General features: G+C 39.0%; 21 protein-coding genes. 6 read left to right on the top strand and 15 right to left on the bottom strand.

All coding sequences use genetic code 11. The features are described 5' to 3' along the window. Positions 1-101: 101 nt before the first annotated feature. Entirely contained in the window at positions 102-743 is a 642-nt protein-coding gene (locus GNP81_RS03890) for a trimeric intracellular cation channel family protein (RefSeq protein ID WP_155670620.1), read from the top strand. Between the two features lie 177 nt (positions 744-920). On the opposite strand, the gene aroC is transcribed toward GNP81_RS03890, so the two are convergent. Beyond that, entirely contained in the window at positions 921-2006 is a 1086-nt protein-coding gene (aroC, locus tag GNP81_RS03885; RefSeq protein WP_155670622.1) for a chorismate synthase, read from the bottom strand. A 559-nt stretch (positions 2007-2565) separates the two neighbouring features. Continuing rightward, the gene (gene prmB, locus GNP81_RS03875; protein WP_005420259.1) at positions 2566-3498 is read right to left on the bottom strand and encodes a 50S ribosomal protein L3 N(5)-glutamine methyltransferase; all 933 of its coding nucleotides are present in this window, start codon (positions 3496-3498) and stop codon (positions 2566-2568) included. A 52-nt stretch (positions 3499-3550) separates the two neighbouring features. On the opposite strand from prmB, the gene smrB reads away from it, so the two are divergent. After that, positions 3551-4084: an endonuclease SmrB gene (gene smrB, locus GNP81_RS03870; RefSeq protein ID WP_005420263.1), complete on the top strand. Its 534-nt coding sequence runs from the start codon at positions 3551-3553 to the stop codon at positions 4082-4084. 63 nt (positions 4085-4147) lie between these two features. Here smrB and sixA read toward each other — a convergent pair whose 3' ends face one another. Next, a complete protein-coding gene (gene sixA / locus GNP81_RS03865) occupies positions 4148-4618 on the bottom strand; it encodes a phosphohistidine phosphatase SixA (RefSeq protein WP_155670624.1) in 471 nt (156 codons plus the stop codon). Positions 4619-4862: 244 nt separating this feature from the next. On the opposite strand from sixA, the gene GNP81_RS03860 reads away from it, so the two are divergent. Further along, a complete protein-coding gene (locus GNP81_RS03860) occupies positions 4863-7640 on the top strand; it encodes an insulinase family protein (protein WP_336495435.1) in 2778 nt (925 codons plus the stop codon). Between the two features lie 67 nt (positions 7641-7707). Here GNP81_RS03860 and fadJ read toward each other — a convergent pair whose 3' ends face one another. Then, the gene (gene fadJ / locus GNP81_RS03855; RefSeq protein ID WP_155673588.1) at positions 7708-9807 is read right to left on the bottom strand and encodes a fatty acid oxidation complex subunit alpha FadJ; all 2100 of its coding nucleotides are present in this window, start codon (positions 9805-9807) and stop codon (positions 7708-7710) included. Beyond that, positions 9807-11135, bottom strand: coding sequence for an acetyl-CoA C-acyltransferase FadI (gene fadI / locus GNP81_RS03850; RefSeq protein WP_155673587.1), 1329 nt, complete (start codon positions 11133-11135; stop codon positions 9807-9809). The genes fadJ and fadI overlap by 1 nt, the downstream gene beginning before the upstream one ends. 885 nt (positions 11136-12020) lie before the next feature. Between fadI and GNP81_RS03845 the strand changes: the two genes are divergently transcribed. The 3 genes from GNP81_RS03845 to GNP81_RS03835 all read left to right on the top strand — a co-directional run bounded on the left by GNP81_RS03845 (position 12021) and on the right by GNP81_RS03835 (position 15784). Next, complete coding sequence (locus GNP81_RS03845; RefSeq protein ID WP_155670630.1) at positions 12021-13259, top strand: outer membrane protein transport protein; 1239 nt, start codon at positions 12021-12023, stop codon at positions 13257-13259. 453 nt (positions 13260-13712) lie between these two features. Beyond that, positions 13713-15017, top strand: coding sequence for an outer membrane protein transport protein (locus GNP81_RS03840; RefSeq protein ID WP_155673586.1), 1305 nt, complete (start codon positions 13713-13715; stop codon positions 15015-15017). A gap of 161 nt (positions 15018-15178) precedes the next feature. Further along, entirely contained in the window at positions 15179-15784 is a 606-nt protein-coding gene (locus GNP81_RS03835) for a DUF2238 domain-containing protein (RefSeq protein WP_155673585.1), read from the top strand. A 68-nt stretch (positions 15785-15852) separates the two neighbouring features. Here the strand turns inward: GNP81_RS03835 and GNP81_RS03830 are convergent, their stop codons facing one another. The 10 genes from GNP81_RS03830 to ccmA all read right to left on the bottom strand — a co-directional run bounded on the left by GNP81_RS03830 (position 15853) and on the right by ccmA (position 23829). Then, positions 15853-16635 carry an MlaA family lipoprotein gene (locus GNP81_RS03830; RefSeq protein WP_336495434.1) on the bottom strand — a complete coding sequence of 261 codons (783 nt, stop codon included), beginning with the start codon at positions 16633-16635 and terminating at the stop codon, positions 15853-15855. Positions 16636-16798: 163 nt separating this feature from the next. Continuing rightward, positions 16799-18016: a c-type cytochrome biogenesis protein CcmI gene (gene ccmI, locus GNP81_RS03825; protein WP_155673584.1), complete on the bottom strand. Its 1218-nt coding sequence runs from the start codon at positions 18014-18016 to the stop codon at positions 16799-16801. Then, positions 18013-18528, bottom strand: a complete 516-nt coding sequence (locus GNP81_RS03820) for a cytochrome c-type biogenesis protein (protein WP_155673583.1) — start codon at positions 18526-18528, stop codon at positions 18013-18015. Before GNP81_RS03820 ends, ccmI begins: the two co-directional genes overlap by 4 nt. After that, positions 18528-19079, bottom strand: a complete 552-nt coding sequence (locus tag GNP81_RS03815; RefSeq protein WP_005420283.1) for a DsbE family thiol:disulfide interchange protein — start codon at positions 19077-19079, stop codon at positions 18528-18530. The genes GNP81_RS03820 and GNP81_RS03815 overlap by 1 nt, the downstream gene beginning before the upstream one ends. Positions 19080-19082: 3 nt before the next feature. After that, a complete protein-coding gene (locus GNP81_RS03810; protein ID WP_155670641.1) occupies positions 19083-21041 on the bottom strand; it encodes a heme lyase CcmF/NrfE family subunit in 1959 nt (652 codons plus the stop codon). Continuing rightward, positions 21038-21523, bottom strand: a complete 486-nt coding sequence (gene ccmE, locus GNP81_RS03805) for a cytochrome c maturation protein CcmE (RefSeq protein WP_011262347.1) — start codon at positions 21521-21523, stop codon at positions 21038-21040. The genes GNP81_RS03810 and ccmE overlap by 4 nt, the downstream gene beginning before the upstream one ends. Then, the gene (gene ccmD, locus GNP81_RS03800; protein WP_005420294.1) at positions 21520-21726 is read right to left on the bottom strand and encodes a heme exporter protein CcmD; all 207 of its coding nucleotides are present in this window, start codon (positions 21724-21726) and stop codon (positions 21520-21522) included. Before ccmD ends, ccmE begins: the two co-directional genes overlap by 4 nt. A 23-nt stretch (positions 21727-21749) precedes the next feature. Beyond that, positions 21750-22502 carry a heme ABC transporter permease gene (locus tag GNP81_RS03795; protein ID WP_005420296.1) on the bottom strand — a complete coding sequence of 251 codons (753 nt, stop codon included), beginning with the start codon at positions 22500-22502 and terminating at the stop codon, positions 21750-21752. Positions 22503-22545: 43 nt separating this feature from the next. After that, positions 22546-23214, bottom strand: a complete 669-nt coding sequence (gene ccmB, locus GNP81_RS03790) for a heme exporter protein CcmB (RefSeq protein ID WP_011262348.1) — start codon at positions 23212-23214, stop codon at positions 22546-22548. Beyond that, positions 23215-23829 (bottom strand): cytochrome c biogenesis heme-transporting ATPase CcmA, encoded by a 615-nt coding sequence (gene ccmA, locus GNP81_RS03785; RefSeq protein ID WP_155673582.1) that lies wholly within the window; start codon positions 23827-23829, stop codon positions 23215-23217. Positions 23830-23904 lie beyond the last annotated feature (75 nt).

The following is a 23904-nucleotide window of genomic DNA, read 5'->3' as shown; positions in this document are numbered from 1 at the left end:
AATTAATTCAGAATAGTTTTTTTCATTCGTCATTAGTCGCTTAATTACATAAAATCTGTGGCTTCTTTTTTCGCCTACTCGGCACGTTACGGTATTAGAAAATGTTATTAACAATTCTTTATATTATTGGGATCACCGCTGAAGCTATGACGGGCGCATTAGCTGCCGGTAAGAAAAAAATGGATTGGTTTGGTGTGATGCTGGTTGCAAGTGTAACTGCCATTGGTGGTGGTACTGTCCGAGATATCCTTCTTGGGCACTACCCTATCGGATGGGTGAAAAATCCACAGTTTCTAGTAATTACGTGTATTGCCGGTGTATTAACAACTTGGATTGGCCCATGGGTGGCTAAAAACCATCGCTTCTTTGTTTTACTTGATGCGATTGGTCTTATCGTATTTAGTATCATCGGTTCTCAAGTTGCGTTAGATATGGGGTTACATCCATTAATTTGTGTTGTTGCAGCTATCGTAACTGGTGTATTTGGTGGTTTACTTCGTGATCTTTTCTGCCGCCAACAGCCTATGGTATTACATAAAGAGCTATACGCATCCATCTCTTTATTGTCTGCTGTTTTATACATTGGCTTACTTCATTTTGGCGTTGATGAATTAATTACAACCATTGTCACTATCGTTATAGGTTTCTCTGCACGTATGGCTGCAGTTAAATTTGGTTGGTGTTTACCAGTATTCCACTTGGATATTGGAGAAGAGCAACCAGAAACGATTGAGAAAAGATAACCCTAAAGAAACTCGATTTTAGGGACGAGTAAGATCAGAAAGAGCCAGATTGAATATAACGTCAATCTGGCTCTTTTTATTTATGTCAGTACTTTTTATTTATGTCAGTAGTAAGGGGCTATTCTCCCCGCTTTTAACTCGCTCTTACTCGTCCCTAAAAACAAGTCCCTTAATCATCTAAATCTTAGGCGTCTCTGTTTGAACACCAAAGTTTTGACCACGATGACGAACTAAGTGATCCATTACGACAATCGCTAGCATCGCTTCAGCAATAGGCACAGCACGAATACCTACGCATGGATCATGACGACCTTTAGTTATCAATTCTGTTTTTTCACCATTACGAGTGATAGTTTCACCAGGAACCGTAATGCTTGAGGTCGGTTTTAGGGCAATATGAGCCACAATATCTTGGCCAGATGAAATACCACCTAGAATACCACCTGCATGATTTGAGCTAAAACCTTCAGGCGTTAAAGGATCACGATGTTCAGAACCACGCTGATTAACCACTTCAAAACCATCGCCAATCTCAACGCCTTTAACAGCGTTAATCCCCATAAGGGCATGAGCAACATCTGCATCTAAACGATCAAAAACAGGCTCACCTAAACCAACAGGAACGCCTTGTGCTACAACGGTGATCTTTGCTCCAATAGAATCACCTTCTTTCTTTAATTTACGAATAAGCTCATCAAAAGCATCAACTTTACTCGCATCAGGGCAGAAAAAAGCATTATTTTCAATTTCATTCCAATCAACAGAATCAATCGATACATCACCCATTTGTGATAAATAAGCTCGAATCTCAATACCAAACTCTTGCTTCAAATACTTTTTAGCTACCGCACCTGCTGCAACACGCATAGCCGTTTCACGTGCCGAAGAGCGACCACCACCACGGTAATCACGTTGCCCATACTTCTGATGGTAAGTGTAATCAGCATGGCCTGGACGGAATTTATCTTTTATCTCAGAGTAATCTTTTGAACGTTGATCTGTATTTTCAATTAATAGACCAATAGAAGTACCTGTTGTTTTTCCTTCAAAAACACCAGATAAAATCTTCACTTCATCCGCTTCACGGCGCTGTGTTGTGTATTTTGATGTCCCCGGTTTGCGACGATCAAGATCAACTTGTAAATCAGCTTCGGTTAATTCCAAACCTGGAGGGCAGCCATCAACAACGCAGCCTAACGCTAACCCGTGGCTTTCACCAAACGTCGTTACTCGAAAATGTTGTCCTATAGAATTTCCAGCCATTACTTCCTCTGTAAATATAAGTGATTAGTCATCATTCACCTGACTAACAATCAGTTCTTAATAAAACCATATTGGCTTGAATCGTATTGAGAGTAAACCCCTATCCCAAGGTTTATCTTTCAGTTATTGTTTTTTTTAATTTTCATCCTTTTTTGCCACCTTCACCCAACAACGGCAAAACGTGACCGCCATTCCAAAAATATGGTAAGATAACTCTCACATTAAAGAATAAGTAAATTTAAACAACTTAAAACTTGCTATTAAAAATAAAAATTGAACATTTTTGATACAAAAAAGCAAAAGTTTTCAATTTTACTGTCGATATAATTATCAATAGCATGTACTTGGCACTAATCCTGCTATATACCATATGTAGTTAATTTAATGGATATCAATTCAATGAAACTGATTCGTTTAGTTAAAAAAGCATTAAGTAAGAAGCATTCAAGTCAAAAACAACAAGAACTTCGCAAACGACTGGATTTTGCAATGTCACAAAGTAAACAAGCATAAAAAAAGCCCGATGTTTCCATCAGGCTTTCATTTAAATTAACTTGGTTTAGTCGCGATAAAGAGCGAACTCATCTGCGCAATCAAGAAGTTGCTGCTTAGTTAGCATGAATACACCATGGCCACCTTCAGCAAATTCAATCCAAGTGAATGGAATATCTGGGTACTGCTCCATCATATGAACCATTGAGTTACCCACTTCACAGATCAAAAAGCCGTTATCCATTAAATAATCTGGTGCATTTGCTAAAATACGGCGAACTAACTTCAATCCATCAGTACCTGCTGCTAAACCTAATTCAGGTTCATGCTCAAACTCTTCCGGTAAACTGTTCATGTCTTCTTCATCCACATAAGGTGGATTAGAAACAATAAAGTTATACTGATCTTTAGGAATATCACGTAATAGATCTGAACGGATTGGGAATACTTGTTGCTCCATACCATGATCTTGAACATTTTGTTCAGCAACCATTAGCGCATCCGTCGAAATATCAATTGCATCAACTTCCGCATTAGGGAACGCATGAGCACACGCAATCGCAATACAACCACTACCCGTACATAAATCCATAATACGCGTTGGTTCTTCAGTCAACCACGGTTCAAATTGTGTTTCAATCAATTCAGCAATTGGCGAACGAGGCACAAGTACACGTTCATCAACAAAGAACTCAAGACCACAGAACCACGCTTTATTCGTTAAATAAGCAGTAGGGATACGCTCATTAATACGACGAACAACACGCTCAACAATACGTAAACGCTCTGTTGACGTTAAACGTGATTCACGAACATGTGCCGGCACATCAATTGGCAAGTACAGTGTTGGAAGCACAAGTTGAACAGCTTCATCCCATGCGTTATCTGTACCATGACCATAAAAAAGACCTGCTGCATTAAAACGACTTACCGTCCAACGCAACATATCTTGTAACGTATGAAGCTCAGCAACTGCCTCTTCTACAAAAATCTTATCCAAAATTGCCCCCAAAACAAGTTATAATACTGCTGTTAATTATTGGAATTTAAAAATGAGCAAAAACGACCACCTATCAGATGACGAACTTTCGCTGTTCCGTGAAGCAGTACAAGGCTCTAAAAAGTTGCAACAGGATACCATAATCCATCAACCGAGTAAGAACTTTAGCGACCTTCAACAGCAAAGAAAATCATTAAAAGAAGGGAAAAATGAAGAGTTTTTCTTTTCTGATGAATTTGTACCACTTTTGAGTGAAGATGGTCCGATTCGCTATGCCCGTGATGACGTATCAAAATACGAAGTAAAACGCTTACGACGTGGCGTATACGTACCTGATGTATTTTTAGATATGCATGGTATGAAGCAAGATGAAGCCAAGCGTGAATTAGGCTCTATGATTGCTTATTGCCTTAAAGAAAATATCTCTTGTGCGAGTGTCATGCATGGTATTGGTAAACATATTCTTAAACAGAAAGTGCCTCTATGGCTCGCTCAACATCCCGATGTGATGGCTTTTCACCAAGCCCCTCTAGAGTTTGGTGGTGCAGGTGCCATTTTGGTATTGCTTTCAATACCCGATAGATAAAAAAAGATCCCACAGCCACTCAGCTCTGGGATCTTTTTTATTTCAGGTATTCTTTGTCGTCACTTATGGTTGTTGTAACCAAAGTAGCTCACTTTTCCCGGTTGTATATGAATATTCAACACAAGACATTGCTGATGTTGGGAACATCGGAGGCATAATTCCCGGAACAAAATCAGCAGTAAGATATCCGACTAATGGTAAATGAGATACCAACAAAATATTCTCAATATCCTCAACGCTACCCAAGGCTTTTACATATTCAACCACATCATCTGAGTCACCATAAGGAGTAATGTCTTCACATATTTCTACTTTGGCATCCGTCACATTCAAAATTGGCTTAATCGTATTCCACGTTTGTTGTGCTCGCACATAAGGACTGACTAATACATAATCAAATTGTACTTTATGTTCAGCCATCAACCATTGCGCTATTTTCGCAGATTGGCTTTCACCATGAGCGGTTAAATTGCGCTCTTCATCTGAAGATGCATAAGCTTCTGCCTCACCGTGACGCATTATGAATACTTTCATTTATTCATTCTCAAATCATTACTAACTTCACAATAGTAGCAAGCAATAGTAAAAATAGGAAAGAGAGAGTTTGCTAGTCTGTGGTATCAGCGCCATAATTGATAAAATAATTATACAAATAACGTCAAAAGAGTTAGCCATTATATTCAATTGGTTATCTTATTATTGATAACCATTGTTAAACTCTGCATTCAATAATTGACTATAAAAATAAAGTCCTTACGCCTTAAAACAGGAGCACCCTGTGCATATCAGTCCGAATGATAAAAAACATTACCGCTTAATTGAGCTTGATAACAAATTGCCTGTCTTGCTCATTCAGGATGAAACAGCACCACGCTCAGCTGCCGCCCTTTCTGTTAATGTCGGTCACTTTGATGATCCTGATGATCGACAAGGCCTTGCTCACTTTTTAGAGCATATGCTGTTTCTTGGTACACAAAAATACCCAAAAGTTGGGGAATTCCACTCTTTCATTAATCAGCAAGGTGGCTCTAATAACGCATGGACAGGAACCGAAAATACCACCTTCTTTTTTGAAGTCTCGCATTCAGCGTTTGAAGAAGGATTGGATCGTTTTGGTCAATTTTTCTACGCCTCTTTATTCAATGAAGAAGCCGTAGATAAAGAGCGTAACGCCGTTGATTCAGAGTATAAACTCAAACTAAAAGATGACGTTCGCCGTATTTATCAAGTTCATAAAGAAACCGTTAACCAAGCCCACCCTTTTTCTAAATTCTCCGTTGGTAGCATTGACACATTAGCAGATAAAGAAAACTCATCTATTCGTGATGAAATGCTCGCTTTTTATCAAGCACATTATTCTGCTGATTTAATGACAGCCGTTGTACTTGGAAACCGACCTCTTTGTGAGTTAGAACTATTAGCAACTCAATCTTTTGCATCCATCCCTAATCAAAACCTTGGACATAAAGAAATTAATGTTTCTTATGTCACCCCAAAAGAACAAGGTTGCTGGATTAACATTGAACCACTAAAAGAAGTTAGAAAGCTAAGTCTTGCTTTTCATTTACCGAATCAAGATCGTTTTTATAAAACAAAACCGCTTAACTATCTTGGGCATCTACTTGGCTACGAAGGTGACGGTAGCTTAATGCTTTACCTGAAAAAATTAGGGTATATTCACTCATTGACTGCTGGTGGTGGGGTAAGCGGTAGTAATTTCAGAGAATTTACGCTTTCCTTTAATCTAACTGAAAAAGGTATGCTTCATATTGATGAAATCATTCTCAATACTTATCAATATATTGAATTGATTAAACAACAAGGTCTTGATGAGTGGCGCTACAATGAAAAGAAAGCGGTGTTAGAATCTGCATTTCAATTCCAAGAAAAAACTAAGCCTCTTGATTTAGTCAGTCACTTAGTCATGAATTTACAGCGTTATCATAAAGATGATGCCATGTACGCTGATTACATGATGGAAGGTTATCACGAACAACACGTTCTCGATTTGCTTGAGCAATTTACTCCTGAAAAAATGCGAGTCACTCTCGTTGCTCAGGGCTTAGAGTATGATCGTAAAGATAAGTGGTATCACACCCCTTATTCTGTTCAGTCATTAAGTAAAACTCAAATAAACACTTGGAGTAATGCTGAACTGCATCCTGAACTTCACTTGCCAGAGAAAAACCCTTATATCTGCTATGAGTTAGAGCCTCAAGAATTAAAAGAAACTACCGAACTTCCAACATTACTCGAAGATCTACCGGGTTTTCGTCTATGGCATAAACAAGAAGAAGAGTTCCGTGTTCCAAAAGGCATGGTATACATTGCAATAGATAGCCCACATGCCATTTCTGATCCAAGAAAAATAGTAAAAACACGCTTATGTGTCGAAATGCTTATGGACGCACTCAGTGAGCAAACCTACCAAGCTGAAATTGCAGGAATGGGGTATAACCTATATTGCCATCAAGGGGGCGTAACATTAACACTTTCTGGCTTTAGTCAAAAACAACCCTTATTGCTTGATGTGATATTAAAACGTTTTTCTACACGTGAGTTCAGCGCTGAACGATTTGAATTTATAAAAAATCAATTAATCCGTCATTGGGGAAATGCATCAAAAGAGCGTCCTATTTCACAACTTTTCAATGCATTATCTGGAATTTTACAACCAAATAACCCTCCATATCCTGTACTTCTTGAAGCATTAGAAAGTATTGAAGTCGATGATTTGCCGAATTTTGTTCAAGCTATGTTCGCTGAATTGCATGTTGAAATGTTTGTCTATGGCGATTGGACTAAAGAACAAACATTGGAATTAGGTCGTTCTTTAAAAGATACCCTACGAATGCAAAATCAAACTTATGGCGAATCATTTCGTCCATTGGTAATGCTTGGGGAATCAGGAACATTCCAAAGAGAATTAGTCTGTGACCATTCGGATTCTGCGCTTTTGGTTTATTATCAATCACCACAAGAAGATCCTCGTAGTTTTGCACTTTACACCCTTGCAAACCATTTAATGTCGGCTTCTTTTTTCCATGAGATCCGAACAAAACAGCAATTAGGTTATATGGTAGGGACTGGGAATTTACCTCTTAATAAACATCCTGGCTTAATTTTATACGTGCAATCCCCAATGGCTCCACCTGCTATTTTACTTGACGCCATTGATGAGTTTTTAAACGCTTTTTATATGGTGTTATTAGAATTAAATGAACATCAATGGCAATCCAGTAAACAAGGGTTAATCGATCAGATATCAGACCCTGATACCAATCTACGAAGTCGAGCTCAACGTTTATGGACATGCATAGGAAATAAAGACACGAATTTTGATCATAAAGAGCGTGTCACTGAGGAGCTTAAGAGTTTAACGAGAATTGAAATGATCCGTTTTGTCGTCGGCATATTAAAACCAAGAACAGCGAATCGTTTAATCATGCACTCTCAAGGAACGGAACATCAGCAATATGACCGCTTAGATGTTGGCTTTGAAATTGATTCTATTGACCAATTTCAACTCAGAAAAAAAGACATCAACCTCGGTTAATAATCTAAAATTCACTTTATAAAAATAAGGCCATCACAACGATGGCCTTTTAATTACATTGATATTATTACTCAATAAATCGATCACCGTATTTATCGGCATAATTTCTCATTAAGGTCGCTAATTTTTCTTCCCCTAACGTATTCATATAAGTAAAAGGACCACCTAAAAATGGTGGGAAACCAATACCAAAAATAGCACCAATATCACCATCTCTTTCAGAAGCTATTATTCCTTCATCTAAACAACGTTTTGCTTCTGCTAACATAGGTAAAACGCAGCGCATTGCGATTTCATTTTTACTGAGTTGTGACTGTGGCTTGATGTTTAGTAAGGTATAAACCTCTTGGTCTGGCTCTTTCTTTTTCCCTTTATAAACATAGAAACCACGTTTCGTTTTCTTACCTAGACGCTTATCATCGATTAACGTTTGGAACACATCAGGGCTGCGAAATCTATCACCCAGTTCAGCTTCTAATATCGGCATGATCTTCGCGCCAATATCTACCCCAACCTCATCTAATAATGAAATTGGTCCAACAGGGAAACCAAAATCTAATAAAGCCTCATCGATAACCTCTATCGACTCACCCGCCAACAATAACCTTGCCGCTTCATTCATGTAAGGCGCTAAAATTCGGTTTACATAAAAACCAGCACAATCTTTAACTACTATCGGCGTTTTACCTTGTTGCTTAGCCAAAGCCACTACGGTTGAAATAGTTTCATCACTGGTTGTTGCGTGGGGAATGACCTCAACCAATGGCATTTTTTCAACTGGACTAAAATAGTGCAGACCAACAATATTTTCAGGCTTTTGTGCTCCCTCGGCTATTTGGCCTATTGGAAGCGAAGACGTATTCGTTGCAAAAATAACGTCTTCTTTGCCTTGATCTTGTACTGCTTTAACCATCTCTTGTTTTAGGTTTAAATCTTCAAATACGGCTTCAATAACAACGTCTAATTTTTTAAAACCTTTAAACTCTGTCACTCCGGTTAATTGCAACATTTGTTGTTGTAATTGCGCTTTTGAAATAATTCGACGCTTTCTCAACTTATCTAAACGTTGGTAGTGATATTGGTAAGCATTAAGTAAACCATCGTTACTAATGTCTTTTATCGTTACTTTCTTTTTCGCTTTAGTAATGGAAACATGAGCAATGCCCCCTCCCATTAATCCACCACCTAATACCCCAACATAATCGATGGATTTCGGCTCTGCATCACTGCCTTTTTCCTTTTTCATCTCTGTCATGGCAAAGAATAAGGATCGTAATGCGGCCGATTCTGGCGTCATGGCTAATCGAGCAAATTGCTCAGCCTCTCGCAGTAATCCTTTTTTCATTCCTTTATCTAAACCATGCTCGATACTATCTAAAATAGCGGCAATGGCAGGATAATTACCACGGGCTTTTTTCTGTGCTTGCTTTTCTGCTTGTGAAAAAATGACATTACGACCTAATGGATTTCGAGATAACCCCCATTCTTTTGCACTCAATTTACGTTTCGCTTTGTTCTTTAAAGCAAAGTCAGCAGCAATACGAGATAAAATAGTATGAGGAACAGAAGCATCAACTACACCTAATTTTAGTGCTTTTTTAGGTCGTAATTGTTTACCCGTTAAAATAATATCTAAACTTGGCAGTAACCCGATTAATCGTGGTAATCGTTGAGTCCCACCAGAGCCTGGGAGTAATCCTAATTGAACTTCAGGTAAACCTAGCTTGGTTTTATTGTCATCACTACAGACACGATAATCACACGCTAAAGCAAGCTCTAATCCACCACCAAGACATGGTCCATGAATAGCAGCAACCGTTGAAAATGGTAGATTTTCAATTCGCTGAAATAATTGTTGCCCTTTTTCAGCCAGTGCTTGAGCTTCTGAAGCATTTTGGCAATTAGCTATCATATTAATATCAGCACCCGCGATAAAATTATCGGGTTTACCTGATTGAATCACTAATCCTTTAATGTGCGCTTGTTGCTCTTCAATCTCATCTAAAACTTGAGTCACTTGCTCAGCAAAAGCCGCTTGAAGCGTATTCATTTTTTCATTCGGAACATCGATGGTTAACCATGCAATTTGAGCATCGTCTTTAGTCCATGCAAATGCACTGGTATTTTTAACGGCTTCAAGCGTGTTGTTTTTCGTTTCTAACGTCATTATTCAACCTCCAATACCATCGCAGCACCTAAACCACCCGCAGCACAAGCCGTATTTAATCCTAAACCACCACCACGACGTTTCAATTCTCGTAATGTTTGAATGATCATTCTGGCTCCTGTTGCTGCAAATGGATGCCCATAAGCGATTGAACCACCAAGGACATTAAATTTATCCATATCAATTTCGCCAATGGCTTTATCTCTACCTAAACATTCTTTAGCAAATTTGTTTGAAGCAAACATTTTTACATTTGAAAGGGTTTGTGCTGCAAAAGCTTCATGCATATCAATTAAAGTAAGGTCAGATAATGAAATTCCCGCTTTATCCAAGGCCATTGGTGTCGCATAGGATGGTCCCATTAACATATCGTGATGCACATCAATGGCACTAAAAGCAAACGAGCGGATATAACCTAAAGGCTCATAACCAAGTTCTTTTGCACGTTTCTCACTCATTAATAGTAAAGCAGCTCCACCATCCGTTAGGGGCGTACTGTTGGCCGCAGTTACTGAACCATATTTACGATCAAACGCAGGACGCAATTTGGCATAACTTGTTAGCTCGGAATCGTGACGAATATTATTATCATGATCTAACCATGCTGCATAAGGTTCAGGAAAAGCAGTCATCACCTCATCTTGAATAAGCCCATCTTTCCATGCTTTGGCTGCAAGTGTATGTGAACGGTGTGCTAATGCATCTTGTTCTTCACGTGTTATTCCGTGACTTTTAGCCATTTGCTCTGCAGTTTGTCCCATAGAAATTCCCGTTGAATACTCAGCAACAGCAGGAGGAACAGGAGCAATATCTTTTAATGATAAAGTGCGAAGAAGTGATAACTTTTGGTAAACGGTTTTTGTTTTACTAAGAGCAAGTAAAGTAGAAGCTAACTTTTTAGAGACACCAATAGGCAATACTGAGGATGAATCCGCCCCCCCAGCAATACCGATATCAATCGTGCCTGCCATGATACTTTCAACCACATTTGCCGTTGTCTGAAAACTGGTCGCACAAGCTCTAGTCACACTGTAAGCATCAGTGCCTATATTCATCCCCGTACCTAGAACAATTTCACGAGCAATATTCGGAGCTTCTGGCATTTGTACCACTTGGCCAAACACCACCTGATCAATTAATTTAGGATCAATATCCGTTTTGTCCATTAATGCTTTTACCGCTAACTTACCAAGATCTACGGCTGGTGTAGTACTGAATGCCGTAGATTGTTTAGCAAACGGAGTTCGAATACCTGATACAACAGCAATACGATCACCCTGTCGTGTCATTAACGGTTGGTACTTATTTGAATTAAAGCTGTTTGACATTGCTTCTCCTTGCATACATCAAAGGTGGTCTGACCTCAAATTGTAACCAAGTTGTTAATGATATATAGTGATGATAATCACAGGCTGCTCATAGAATAATGAATTTGGTCATAGACTTAATCCAACGATAAATAACAATGCGTTTATTGGAAAGCAAATTTCGAGTTTTTCATAGACAAGATATTATGGAGGTTTTTGATCTAATTCTGTTTTTTTGGTAAAAAAAAACCACATCAGTCGATGTGGTCAGAATAAAAAACAATTAACGAGTAGCCAATTGTAAAAATCAGTTTCACCTGATAAGGAGAAAGTAAAGTCAGCCTTCAAAAGGAAATGTTATCTTGCTCAACGGGTTGATTACTCAACCAGATAACGAGATCAACTATAACGTTAATCTCAATTCATTTATTGAAATAGATCAATTTTATGTTCTTTTACTACTTTTTGGCTCTATGAATACAAAACCTTCCTTCCGTTCATCAAACTGATGTTTTTTTCCTCACCATAAAATTAAAATACAAAAACGGGTTAAAAATCACGATTTTTCATTTAGTTAACCATTTTTTTGACACTACGCTAGAGTATAAGCTCTATTTCCAATTAAGTAACCAATCTATAACTTTAAAATCAATAAGTTACAAACATAAAAATAAAACTTAAAAAGCATAAAAAATAGAGTTAAAGCTCTATTAACTTCAATTAGAATGCTATTTACGAACAAATCACGTCCAGATCACGAATTTTAACGATTTTTTAGCAGTGGTCGGATTTGTCGTCTATGCTCAGATCGTTATTATCTCGCCATCGAGATTTAAGTCTCAACTAAATAAATCTTTTCAGTCTTGAGAATTGAAAGGAAATAACAATACACGGAATATAATAATTATGAATAAGAAGCGTCTGTTTTCAAAAACACTTCTAGCAGCAACCATTACTCTTGCAACACAACAAGCTACTGCTGCCGGTTTCCAACTAAACGCACAATCAGCAACGGGCCTAGGCCGTGCATTTGCTGGTGATGCTGTAATCGCTGATAACGCATCAGTAATGTCACGTAACGCCGCTGCAATGGCTCTTTTTGATTCATCACAATTTTCAGCTGGCTTAAATTATATCGACACTGATATCGAAGTAAGTGATGTTAAATATCTTGGTCAAGATGTAGATGATGCAAATAACGGTAGCGGTACTCCCGTTCCTAATATTTACTACATCCACCGTCTAAATGATAAATGGGCATTTGGTGCTGGTATTTACTCTAACTTTGGTACTGAAAATAATTTTGATAATAGTTTCGGTCAAGGTTCTGGTGGAGGCGTTGCACCTGATGCAACAGTTTTTGGTGGTACCACTGAAATTAAAAGTGTGAACTTTGCACTTACCACTTCATACCGCATTAACGAACAATGGAGCGTTGGTGGTGGTATTGATGTAATTTATGGAAGTGGGACCTTAAAAAGAGAAGCTGTCGTAACTCACCCTGTAGCTGGTGAACTCTTAAGACAAAGTCTTGTTGATATTGATGCTACAGGAACAGGAGTTGGATTCAATTTAGGTACGGTATATGAACTTAATGAACGCAACCGTTTTGGCTTCTCATACCATTACAGCCCTGAAATTGAAGCAGAAGATGGCAACCAAAAAGTAACTTTGCCACTCCCTGATATGCTTGAATTCTCTGGTTACCACGAAATCAAAGACACTAAATTTGCAGTTCATTACTCTGTTCAATACATAGGCTGGAGTGATTTTGACAAAATCGAATTCACCAATAACCCAAGCGGTCTAAGTGAGAGCGTATATGATTGGCAAAATGGTATGCACTACGCAATTGGTGGTACTTATTTCCTAAATGACGCATGGACATTGCGTGCTGGTTACATGTATGACACAGCAGCTCAAGATGAACTAACATCTATCTCTGTACCTGATTCAGATCGTCAATGGTTCTCAGCTGGTTTCAGCTACCACTTTGAGAAGAAACACACAATTGACTTCGGCTTTACTTACCTAATGGGCGATGATGTTGATGTAACTGAAAATGCCGCACCAGGAGTTGATTTAACAGCAACAACACACGCAGATGCAATTCTTGCTGGTGTTCAGTACAGCTACAGCTTCTAAGATTTACTCTTAAAAGTATAAAACCAAAAGGTCAGCGTATGCTGGCCTTTTTTGATCTTAAAAAACAGTATTTAGAACGCTTCGCTTCAAGGGACTAGGGACGAGTAAGAGCTAAAAGCCCGCCCTGAAACCTGCAAGCGAAGCGATCTGAATCCTGCTCCTTCTTAATTCTAGTCCCTAAAAACTCGTTCCTGCCCATAAACTCCTAAAATTTTCAGCGTACACATATACCCTCAAATAGATATTCAGACCTACACCTGTACGCCCAAATAACACATCCGACCAGATAAATACAGAAAATTTAGCTAATTTTGAAGTTTTTTGCAGAAAAAAGCCCTTAAAACACGAAAATATCGATTTTTTATTTGAAGTTTTTGCTCTAAAACGTATTATCCACCCCAACTAATCACCACCAAATTCAGCGAACACTTGAATTTGATTTTGGAATTTATAATGAACAACAATAAAAATCGTCTATCTATCGCAGTGGCACTTGGCCTATTAGGTTCAGTTGCAAGCTCAAACACTATGGCTGCGGGTTTCCAACTTGCAGAATATTCAGCTACAGGTCTAGGCCGTGCTTACGCAGGTGAAGCAGCGATCGCTGATGGTGCTGACGCACAATGGCGCAACGTTGCAATGCTGACATATTTAGAAGGTACTCAAGTTTCTGTTGGTGGTATCTACGTAAATCCTAATATTGATGTTGAAGGCTCTACTGACGGTTCAAAGTCACCAATCCCAGGAATACCAAACACCACTACTAAATCTAATGATTTTGCGAATGATGCATTTATTCCTAATCTGTACGTTTCACACCGAGTAAACCAACAACTAGCAATCGGTTTTGCGGTTGGTACTAACTACGGCATGGAAACAGATCTTGGTGATGATTTCACAGCGACTAACTTTGGTAATGAAGCAAGTGTTTTAACTAAAGAAGTTAACGTAAACATGGCTTACCAGATTAATCAGCAATTAAGTGTTGGTGGCGGTGTTCGTTATGTAATGGGTGAAGGTAGCTTTGGTGCTATAGCTCCTAAACAGATGGGTCCAGCAGCAGGCACTACACTCAAGTACATGGAAGGAACAGATGAAGCCTGGGGCTGGCAAGTTGGCACAGCATGGCAAATTAACGATGCTAACCGCATCGGCTTTAGCTACAAGTCAGAAGTTAAACTGGAATTAACCGGTCACGCTGAAGGTATGGGATTTGGCCTTGCTCCAACTCAACGTAAAAACGGATCAATGGAACTTGTTATGCCAGCAACAGCTGAGTTAGCAAGCTACCACCAACTAAATGATAAAATTGCAATACATGCTAGCTTTAACTGGACAGATTGGAGCGCTTTCGAAAAACTAGAAGCTCAATTCAATGACGGTACGAGTAGTATGGTTAAAGAAGAAAACTGGGAAGATAACTACCGTCTAGCTATCGGTGGTACTTACCAATTAGATCAAAAACTAACTCTACGTTCTGGTATTGCTTACGATACTTCAGCGGTTAGTGATAAAAATCGTACAATTACTATCCCAGAAACCGATCGCTTATGGTTAAGTATTGGTGCAGGCTATGACTGGTCTAAAAACTTAAGCTTAGATGCTGGTTTTACTTACATCGTAGCTAAAGATGCACCGATCACTGAATCTCGTGGTTATGAGTCGGATGATGCAGCTCAAGCAATTGGCGGTCAATTCACTGGCGAAACCACTGGTAACGTATGGCTAGTTGGTGTTCAAGCGAACTACCGTTTCTAATCTGAAAACCATTTATATTGAGGCCTCTAATTTTAGAGGCCTTTTTTATTGAACTTTACAACTGAAACGCTCAATTCTAAATAAATCAACTTGATAGAAACGACTTTCAAGTTACACTTTTTATATTCATTCTTTAAGTGTGCAACTCGGAGTATTGATTTATGTCTATACCTCAATCCATAAAACAGCAACCTATGTTACTGAGCCTCACATCTCTTTATTCTGTGATATTTCTTTTTTCTGCTTTTGAGCCTGTATCACGAGCGGTATGGTTTGCTGAAATTATTCCTGCATTATTAATTTTAGCTGGCATTCTTTACATGTCGACACGCTTTCAGTTCAGCAAAACTGCCTTGGTATTTATGTTTATTTGGCTATTTCTTCATACAATTGGCGCTAAATATACTTTTTCCGACGTTCCTTTTGATTGGTTTAATAACTTGATTGGGTCTGAGCGAAATAACTTCGATCGAGTCGCACACTTTTCAATTGGTTTTTACGCTTACCCTATCGCTGAATACCTCATTAAAACAAAGAAATGCTCTACTCCTCTTGCGATGGCTTTTGGCTTATTCACATTAATGAGTGTTGCTGCTGGATATGAGATTATTGAATGGTGGTATGCCGCTATTGCAGGCGGTGATGAAGGGATTGCTTTTTTAGGCTCTCAAGGGGATATTTGGGATGCACAGAAAGATATGCTATGTGATACAACCGGATCGTTATTTGCTTTATTAATCTTATTTTTCCAGCGGAATAATCGCTAGGTTTCAGGTTTCAGGTTTCAGGTTTCAGGAGAATACTGACCGTGAAACCTGAAAGACTATGACTGTTTTTACTCGTCTATTTCATCTAAATAGTCATCGATATCATCTTCAGCGTCCAAATCAACTTCCGGTTCAATCTCTGCTTTAAAATCTTGACGTTGTAAATAGACATCCCGTGTTAATACGTAAGGGTCTGGTGACGCTTCTAGCATAGGTTCTTGTGAAATCAGCTGCACACGAGACTCCATACCTTCTAGTCCCCACTTACCTAAACCTTGCCAGAAATTAAGGTATGAAAGCGGCATATATAAGCCATCAACAAAATCTCCGGCTTCTCGCAATGTCCAAGGTCCATAACCAGGTAGCATAAAATACGGGCCATTACCTACACCATAATGTCCTAAAGCATCACCAAACGACTTACTATCAGGTTTCTGCATATCTGCTGCACTAGCAATATCAATTAATCCAACCAAACCCAGCGTCGTATTTAACCAAAATCGATTAAAATGAACCATTGCCATATTGCCATTACCCATGAGTAAATTATTTATCATGCTTGATGGCTCATCTAAGTTTGCTAAAAAATTCGCTATCCCATATCGGATTGGGGTTGGTGTGTATTCAACATAACTAATAGAAACAGGACGAACTAGATATGGGTCTAAATAATCATAATTTAGCCCCCACATAACACGGTTAAACCCTTCTAGAGGATCACCAGTATGGGATTCATCGTATTCTGTATCTACTTGCTGTGTTGTACCTAACTCTTCTTCTGTCTGTTCTGGTGTTTGTGAGCAAGCACTCACAAAAAGTAGAATACAACAAGAAGTCCATATTCTTTTCACTGCTAAAAACCTTTGCCAATAAGTAACGATACCAATCGAAATAAATAATTAATCAACTACTTACTACGATTGATATAACTATATGCATTTTATTATTATAGATTATAAAAAACGGGCAGAAGCGCTACGCCTCTGCCCGTTCTAGTATGACACTTGTGATGTATTATTGATATTGCTTATCAATACTTAGTGATACATTTTTACCTAATGTACTCACTTCGCTTTCACCGTACCAGTCACCTGATTTTGTTGCTACATTGCCATCTTGATCAATACGAGCACGAACAATGAAGCTCTCCATATCTGACAGTTTACGCTGCTCCATCATGTTGTTTTCATCTGACATCATGATCTTAAGCGGAAAACGGCTCAATGGTGCTCTTGCTGCTGCAATCGGCATTGGTGAACCATCTGCAGGGTGAATTGATACAATCACAAATCCCTGCTTTGGTAGTTGCACGTTATTGCCAAGATTAATAGTAACAGGAACCTGCTTATCTAACGTTGCTTCAGGGTTTAGTTTAGATTGTGCACGTTCAATACTACGAACTAACATTTCATAACGAGAATCATCAGGACCAATCAACATTTGCATTGCTTTCCATGCAGAAATAGCGCCTTTGTAATCTTGATTCTCAAATGAGTAGAAAGCAAGTAATGATAAAGCACGTAAATTTGTAGAGTCTTCACGTAGAGCTTCACGAAGTAATTGTTTCGCTTGCTCGGCTTTTGCTTCATTACCACTTAACATTAATGATTGAGCATAGCCCAACTTAATCTCAGTATCTTTTGGTTTAAGTGCATAGGCTTTTTTCATTGCACCAACTGATGTATCAATGTCACGATTCATCATACCAATACGACCAAGTAGCAACCAACCCATTGCATCATCAGGTTCGTGATACAGTTTAGTTCGCAGCGCTAACGTAATATCTCTGATTTCAGAATCCGTTAAACCTGCACTTTCTGGGTCAAGTAGTTGTTGTGATAATTCTGGTAAGCGTGCACTTACTTCTTGCCACTTATCTACTTTATCGATATTGCCAAATTTAAAATATAAACCATAAGAAATAGCGACAAGTACAATTATCGACGGAAGAATAAATAATCTTGCGTTTAAACTATCTTGCTGTGCTTTTTCTTTTACTGGAATATCATCAAGCAATGATTGCTTAAGCTCTGTGATTAACTCTTCTTGGTTATTCACAAGACCTTCTGCGTCTTCTTCTTCCAATTCAGCTAAGCGATCTTTATAAAACGCTTTATTTAATTCATCTCGACGAGCTTCATCATCTTGCGCTTTTGCTTTCCATAGCGGAAGAATAATAAACACTACGCCAACAAAAATCAGGGCTAAGGTTGAAATCCAAAACAAAGTCATTTGTTTACCTTCCCATTGTCATTATTGTCTTCATTTAATAAAGCGTTCAAACGTTCTTCATGTTCGTTATCCCACTCTTCAGATTTTGCTTCTTTTTCTGCTGACGTTTTACGACTGCGCATCACAATAAGACCAAAACCAAACACTAAGACACTTAATGGACCTAACCATAAAACAAGTGTTCCAACCGTTAACGGTGGATCATAAGTTACAAAATTTCCGTAACGATCAATCATGTACGAAATAATTTCATCATCAGATTTACCTTGTTTAGTCATTTCATACACTTTATGGCGCATGTCTTGAGCCAACTCAGCACTTGAATCTGCAATGTTGTTATTTTGACATTTTGGACAACGTAAAGTCTGACCTAACTCTTTAAATTGCTGCTCTTGTTCTGGCGAATCAAACTTATATAAGTCAATCGTTGCATAGCTTGCTTGCACTGCAAATAAACTAAATGCAATCACCGCAAAACTACGAAGACCTAATTTACGTAGGTTTAATTTCATTATTTCGCCTCCGCAACAAGTTGATCGTACATTGGTTTTAGGGTTTCATTCCAATTACGTTCGTTAACATCACCAACATGACGGTAGCGAACAATACCATTGCTATCAATTAAGAAGGTCTCTGGTGCACCATACACGCCAAGATCCATACCTAACATGCCATCACCATCAAAAAGTGTAATAAGGTATGGATTACCTAACTCTTTTAGCCATTGCACAGCACCTGCACGATCATCTTTGTAGTTCATACCGATGATCTTAACGCCTTCTGTTGCTAGCGTATTTAAATACTGGTGTTCGGCATAACACGTTGGGCACCATGTAGCCCACACATTTAGCAGTAAAGGTTCGCCTTTGAAGATACTTTGATCATAAAGCTTTCCTTCTTGAGCAAGATCTTCTAAGCGGAATTCAGGTACTGGTTTACCTACCAGTACCGATTCAAGTTTAGTTGGATCATCACCATTTGAGTTGCGTGTTAACTGGGTAGCAAACACTGCAACTAAAATTAAAAACAGCGCTAATGGAGCAAATAAAAAGTTCTTATTCATAAATTAAGCTTCCTGTTTTTTAGCATTTTTACGGAAACGGTAGCGTTTATCAGACATAGCTAATGCACCACCAAATGCCATAAACAATGAACCAGCCCAGATCCAACGAACAAATGGTTTGTAGTAAATACGTACAGCCCATGAACGGTTGTCATCTAAACGCTCACCCATTGCGATGTATAGGTCACGAGTAAAGCCACGGTCAATTGCCGCTTCTGTCATCATAGAACCCGCTGTTTCATAGAAACGTTTTTCAGCGTGCAATGTATTAATCGCTTTACCATCTAGAGTGATGTCAAAATCAGCAGTATACCCATCATAGTTAGGGCCATCTGTATCTCTAACACCTGCGAAATAGAACTGGTAGCCATTCATTTCAATGTGCTCACCCGGCGCTAAACGTACGTCTTTTTCGATACTGTAGTTCTGCACCATGGCAATACCGATAATCGTAACAGCAAGACCAATATGAGCAAAAATCATCGCCCAGTGACTACGTCCTAGCTTAGTAATACCAACAGAGAATGAGTGACGATGCGTAGCACGTTCATACAACTCAAATCCATGTAAGATCACAATCCAAATCGCCATCATCCAGCCTAAATAAGGCATGAATTGGAATTTATCAGCAAACATAACCATCATTAACGCCGCAAGTGGTACGGTTATCGCACCTGAAATTACAAGACGTTTTGATAGGTTACTTAGTTTGTCTTTCTTCCAACGAATTAGTGGACCAATACCCAGTAAGAAAGCAAATGGGATCATCAGCCATGCAAATAACATGTCGAAGAATGGAGCACCAATTGAAACTGAGCCTAAGCCTAATTGCTTATGCACTAGTGGTAATAACGTACCAACAAGTACCACAACTAATGCTGTAACTAATAAAATGTTATTTGCTAATAACGCATTCTCACGAGAGAACAGAGAGAAGTTACCTCGAACACGAACTGATGCCCCTTTTAAGGCAAACAGTAATAGTGAACCACCAATAACCATCACCAAGAAACCGAGGATAAACATGCCTCGAGAAGGATCTGATGCAAAGGCGTGAACTGATACTAAAATACCAGAACGAACTAAGAATGTGCCTAATAAGCTCAATGAGAACGCTGAAATTGCCAGTAATACGGTCCATGCTTTAAACGTACCGCGCTTTTCTGTTACTGCTAATGAGTGCATTAATGCAGTACCAACAAGCCAAGGCATAAATGATGCGTTTTCTACTGGATCCCAGAACCACCAGCCACCCCAGCCAAGTTCATAGTATGCCCACCAAGAACCAAGAGAGATACCAACGGTTAGGAATGACCATGCAGCAATAGTCCAAGGACGAGACCAACGAGCCCAAGCGGTATCTAAACGACCCGTCATTAATGAAGCAATGGCAAAAGAGAATGCAACAGAGAAACCTACATAACCCATGTAAAGCATTGGTGGGTGAATGATTAAACCCGGATCTTGAAGCAACGGGTTTAAATCACGACCATCAATAGGGAAATAAGGTAAAGTACGTAAAAATGGGTTAGATGTTAGAATAATAAACAGTAAGAAACCAACTGTTATCCACCCCATTACCGCTAATACACGCGCAACAGATTCTTGTGGCATACCACGACTGAATGTCGCTACGGCAACAGTCCAACCCGCTTGGATTAATACCCAAAGTAATAGTGAGCCTTCATGTGCACCCCAAACCGCGGTTAAACGATAGTACCAAGGTAATAAGCTGTTTGAGTTACTTGCTACATATTGAAGAGTGAAATCATTAATGTAGAAAGCCCACATTAAAATTCCAAATGATAAACTTAGGAGTAAAAACATCCCCCAAGCTAATGGTCTCGCACTCTGCATTAATGCCTTATTACCACGGCTAGCGCCATACATAGGTAATATGCTCAAAAGGACAGCAAGCCCTAATGAAGCAATCATTGCAAAGTGACCAAGTTCTGCGATCATTGACCCGTTCCTTGTTTTTGTTGTTCAGTGTACTGAAGCGGTTCATGTGTCTTTTTCATCGCTTCTGCAACTTCTGGTGGCATGTATTCTTCATCGTGTTTTGCTAACACTTCATGAGCTTTGATCGTTGTTGCATCGACTAAGACACCTTGAGCAACAATACCTTGGCCTTCACGGAATAAATCAGGAAGAATCCCATCATAAATTACAGTCACTTGAGGGCCTACATCGGCAACCTTAAATGACACTTCAAGAGAATTATTATCACGTACAACAGAACCGGCTACAACCATCCCACCAATGCGTAGACGTTGTCCAACCTCAGGTTTTGTACCGTCTGGTTTGCCGTTAACTAATTCTGTTGGGGTATAAAACAAGTCCATGTTTTGATTTAATGCATACAACATTAATCCCACTGTTGCACTGATCCCTACAAATAGAGCAAGGATCAATCCTAGGCGCTTTTTACGTCTCGGATTCATAGTGTATTCTCCATAGTTTTTGCTTTTTTAATTCGTTCTTCTCGTGCCATTTTTTGCTCAATCTCTTTTAGCAATTGACGGCGCTTACCTAAGCTAGAAAATAGAATCCAAAATAATGAAAGAAAAGTGGCACCAAATGCGCCCCATACATAAGTGGCATACCCACCCATGGCTAAAAAATCACTGAATGTATCAAAATGCATGACAATAATTCCTATTTCTTACATTACTTAGACTCGGTAGATTTAGTCTCTACCAATGCTCTAACCCAAGGTCTGTGGCTCTCTTTTGCTAAAATTTCATTCCTAAAGCGAATAAGAGTCACAGAAGCGAAGAAAGTTGCAAAGCCAAGTATATTTAATAGCAATGGCCACAACATATCTGCTGAAATTGAAGGTTTATCAAACTTTGTGATGGTTGCGCCTTGATGAAGCGTGTTCCACCACTCAACAGAGAAGTGAATAATTGGTAGATTAATCACACCAACAATCGCAAGAATACCTGCTGCTCGTGCCGCCGTTCTTTGATCATCAAATGCGTTATAAAGCGCCATTACACCTAGGTATAAGAATAGAAGGATCAGTTCAGAAGTTAGACGAGCATCCCATACCCACCATGCACCCCACATAGGTTTACCCCATACTGCACCAGTTAATAGAGCGATAAAAGTAAACACTGCGCCAATAGGAGCCATTGCAGCAGCAGCCATATCAGACAATTTTAATTGCCAAACTAGACCAATAAATGCAGCAATAGCCATCGACATATACGCGCCCATAGACAAAATAGCAGAAGGCACATGGATGTAGATGATTCTAAAGCTATCACCTTGCTGATAATCAGATGGAGCAAAAGCAAGACCCCAGATGGTTCCTACTGTTAAGCTGATAATAGAAATCACCGCAAACCACGGTAATAGTGTGGTACTTAGTTGATACGCTTTTTCTGGTTTAGCGTAAGGATGTAGCCATTTCCACATTGGTTTATCTCACTTACTTTCAAATATAAAAATTATAATTATGTTATTGCACACTGACTCGTAATGCCGAACTAATGGCAAACGGAGTCAATGTTGCAGAGCCCATTAATAAGGCTCCTAAAATCGCTAATTGGCCATTATAAGCCATACCTAAACTTGCAGCATCTATCGCTGATGTTGCAAAAATTAAAACGGGAATATATAGAGGAAGGATCAACAAACTTAATAGCACCCCTCCCTTCTGCAAACCTACGGTTAATGCTACTCCAACACCACCAAGAAAGCTCAATGTCGGCGTACCCAACAGTAATGTTAGTACAATCGCTAACCAAGTATTAAAATCCAAAGAAAGTAAAATAGCGAGTAATGGACTAATAATAATTAAAGGCAGCCCAGTTAATAGCCAGTGAGCAACCACTTTGGCTAACACCAATACTGAAAGAGGTGTTGGCATTAACATCATTTGTTCTAATGAACCATCAGAGAAGTCATCTCGGAATAGACGCTCTAATGAAAGTAATGCTGATAATAATGCAGCAACCCAAACAATACCTGCTGCAATACGCGCTAACAAATTTGGCTCAGGACCAATACTTAAAGGAAATAGCGTAATAACGATAATGAAGAACCATAATGGATTCAAAATATCGGCTTTACGACGAAAGGCAATCAATAGCTCACGTCGAATAACGGTTGTCATGGATGTTAACATTTACTCACCTAACCTAATTTTTTTAAGTTCATTACTATCAATGAATAAATCTTGGTGAGTCGTTAATAACACAATTCCACCTTGTTTTGCATGATCCATAAATAACTTTTCGAGCACCTTTACACCTTGCTTATCAATCGCAGTTAAAGGCTCATCCAGTATCCACAATTTATGGTTACTTAACCAAAGGCGAGCTAAAGCAACTCGTCTCTGTTGTCCTGCAGATAATTGTCCAGCGGCCACATCTTCTCTACCCGCTAGACCAACACGAGCCAATGCATCCCATATCGCAGCTTCGTCATAGTTATCATGCATTGATTGATAAAAGGCTAAATTCTCAAACGCAGTTAGCTCTCGTTTAACACCAGTATGGTGTCCAAGAAACAGTAAGTCAGAATGAAACTCTTCACGACTCTGTTTTATTGATTCATTTTTCCAAAAAATATCACCTTCATCGGCATAGCCTAGTCCTGCGATAATTCGGAGTAAGGTTGTTTTACCCGCACCATTTTGTCCTTCTATCTGAATTAGCTCACCATCAGAGATAGTAAAGTTTAAACGCTCAAACAAAACACGTTCATCACGGATACAGGTTACGTTGCGGATTTCTAACATAGACTTCTATTTATTGGAAAATATTGAAGGCATTCTAGCACAGCAAAAAATGGGAAACTTAGATATTAAACAAAT

It is taken from the genome of Aliivibrio fischeri (assembly GCF_009727955.1).
Taxonomy (GTDB): domain Bacteria; phylum Pseudomonadota; class Gammaproteobacteria; order Enterobacterales; family Vibrionaceae; genus Aliivibrio; species Aliivibrio fischeri_A.
The sequence above is the reverse complement of the archived record's forward strand: the minus strand, read 5'-3'. Positions and strand labels throughout refer to the sequence as shown.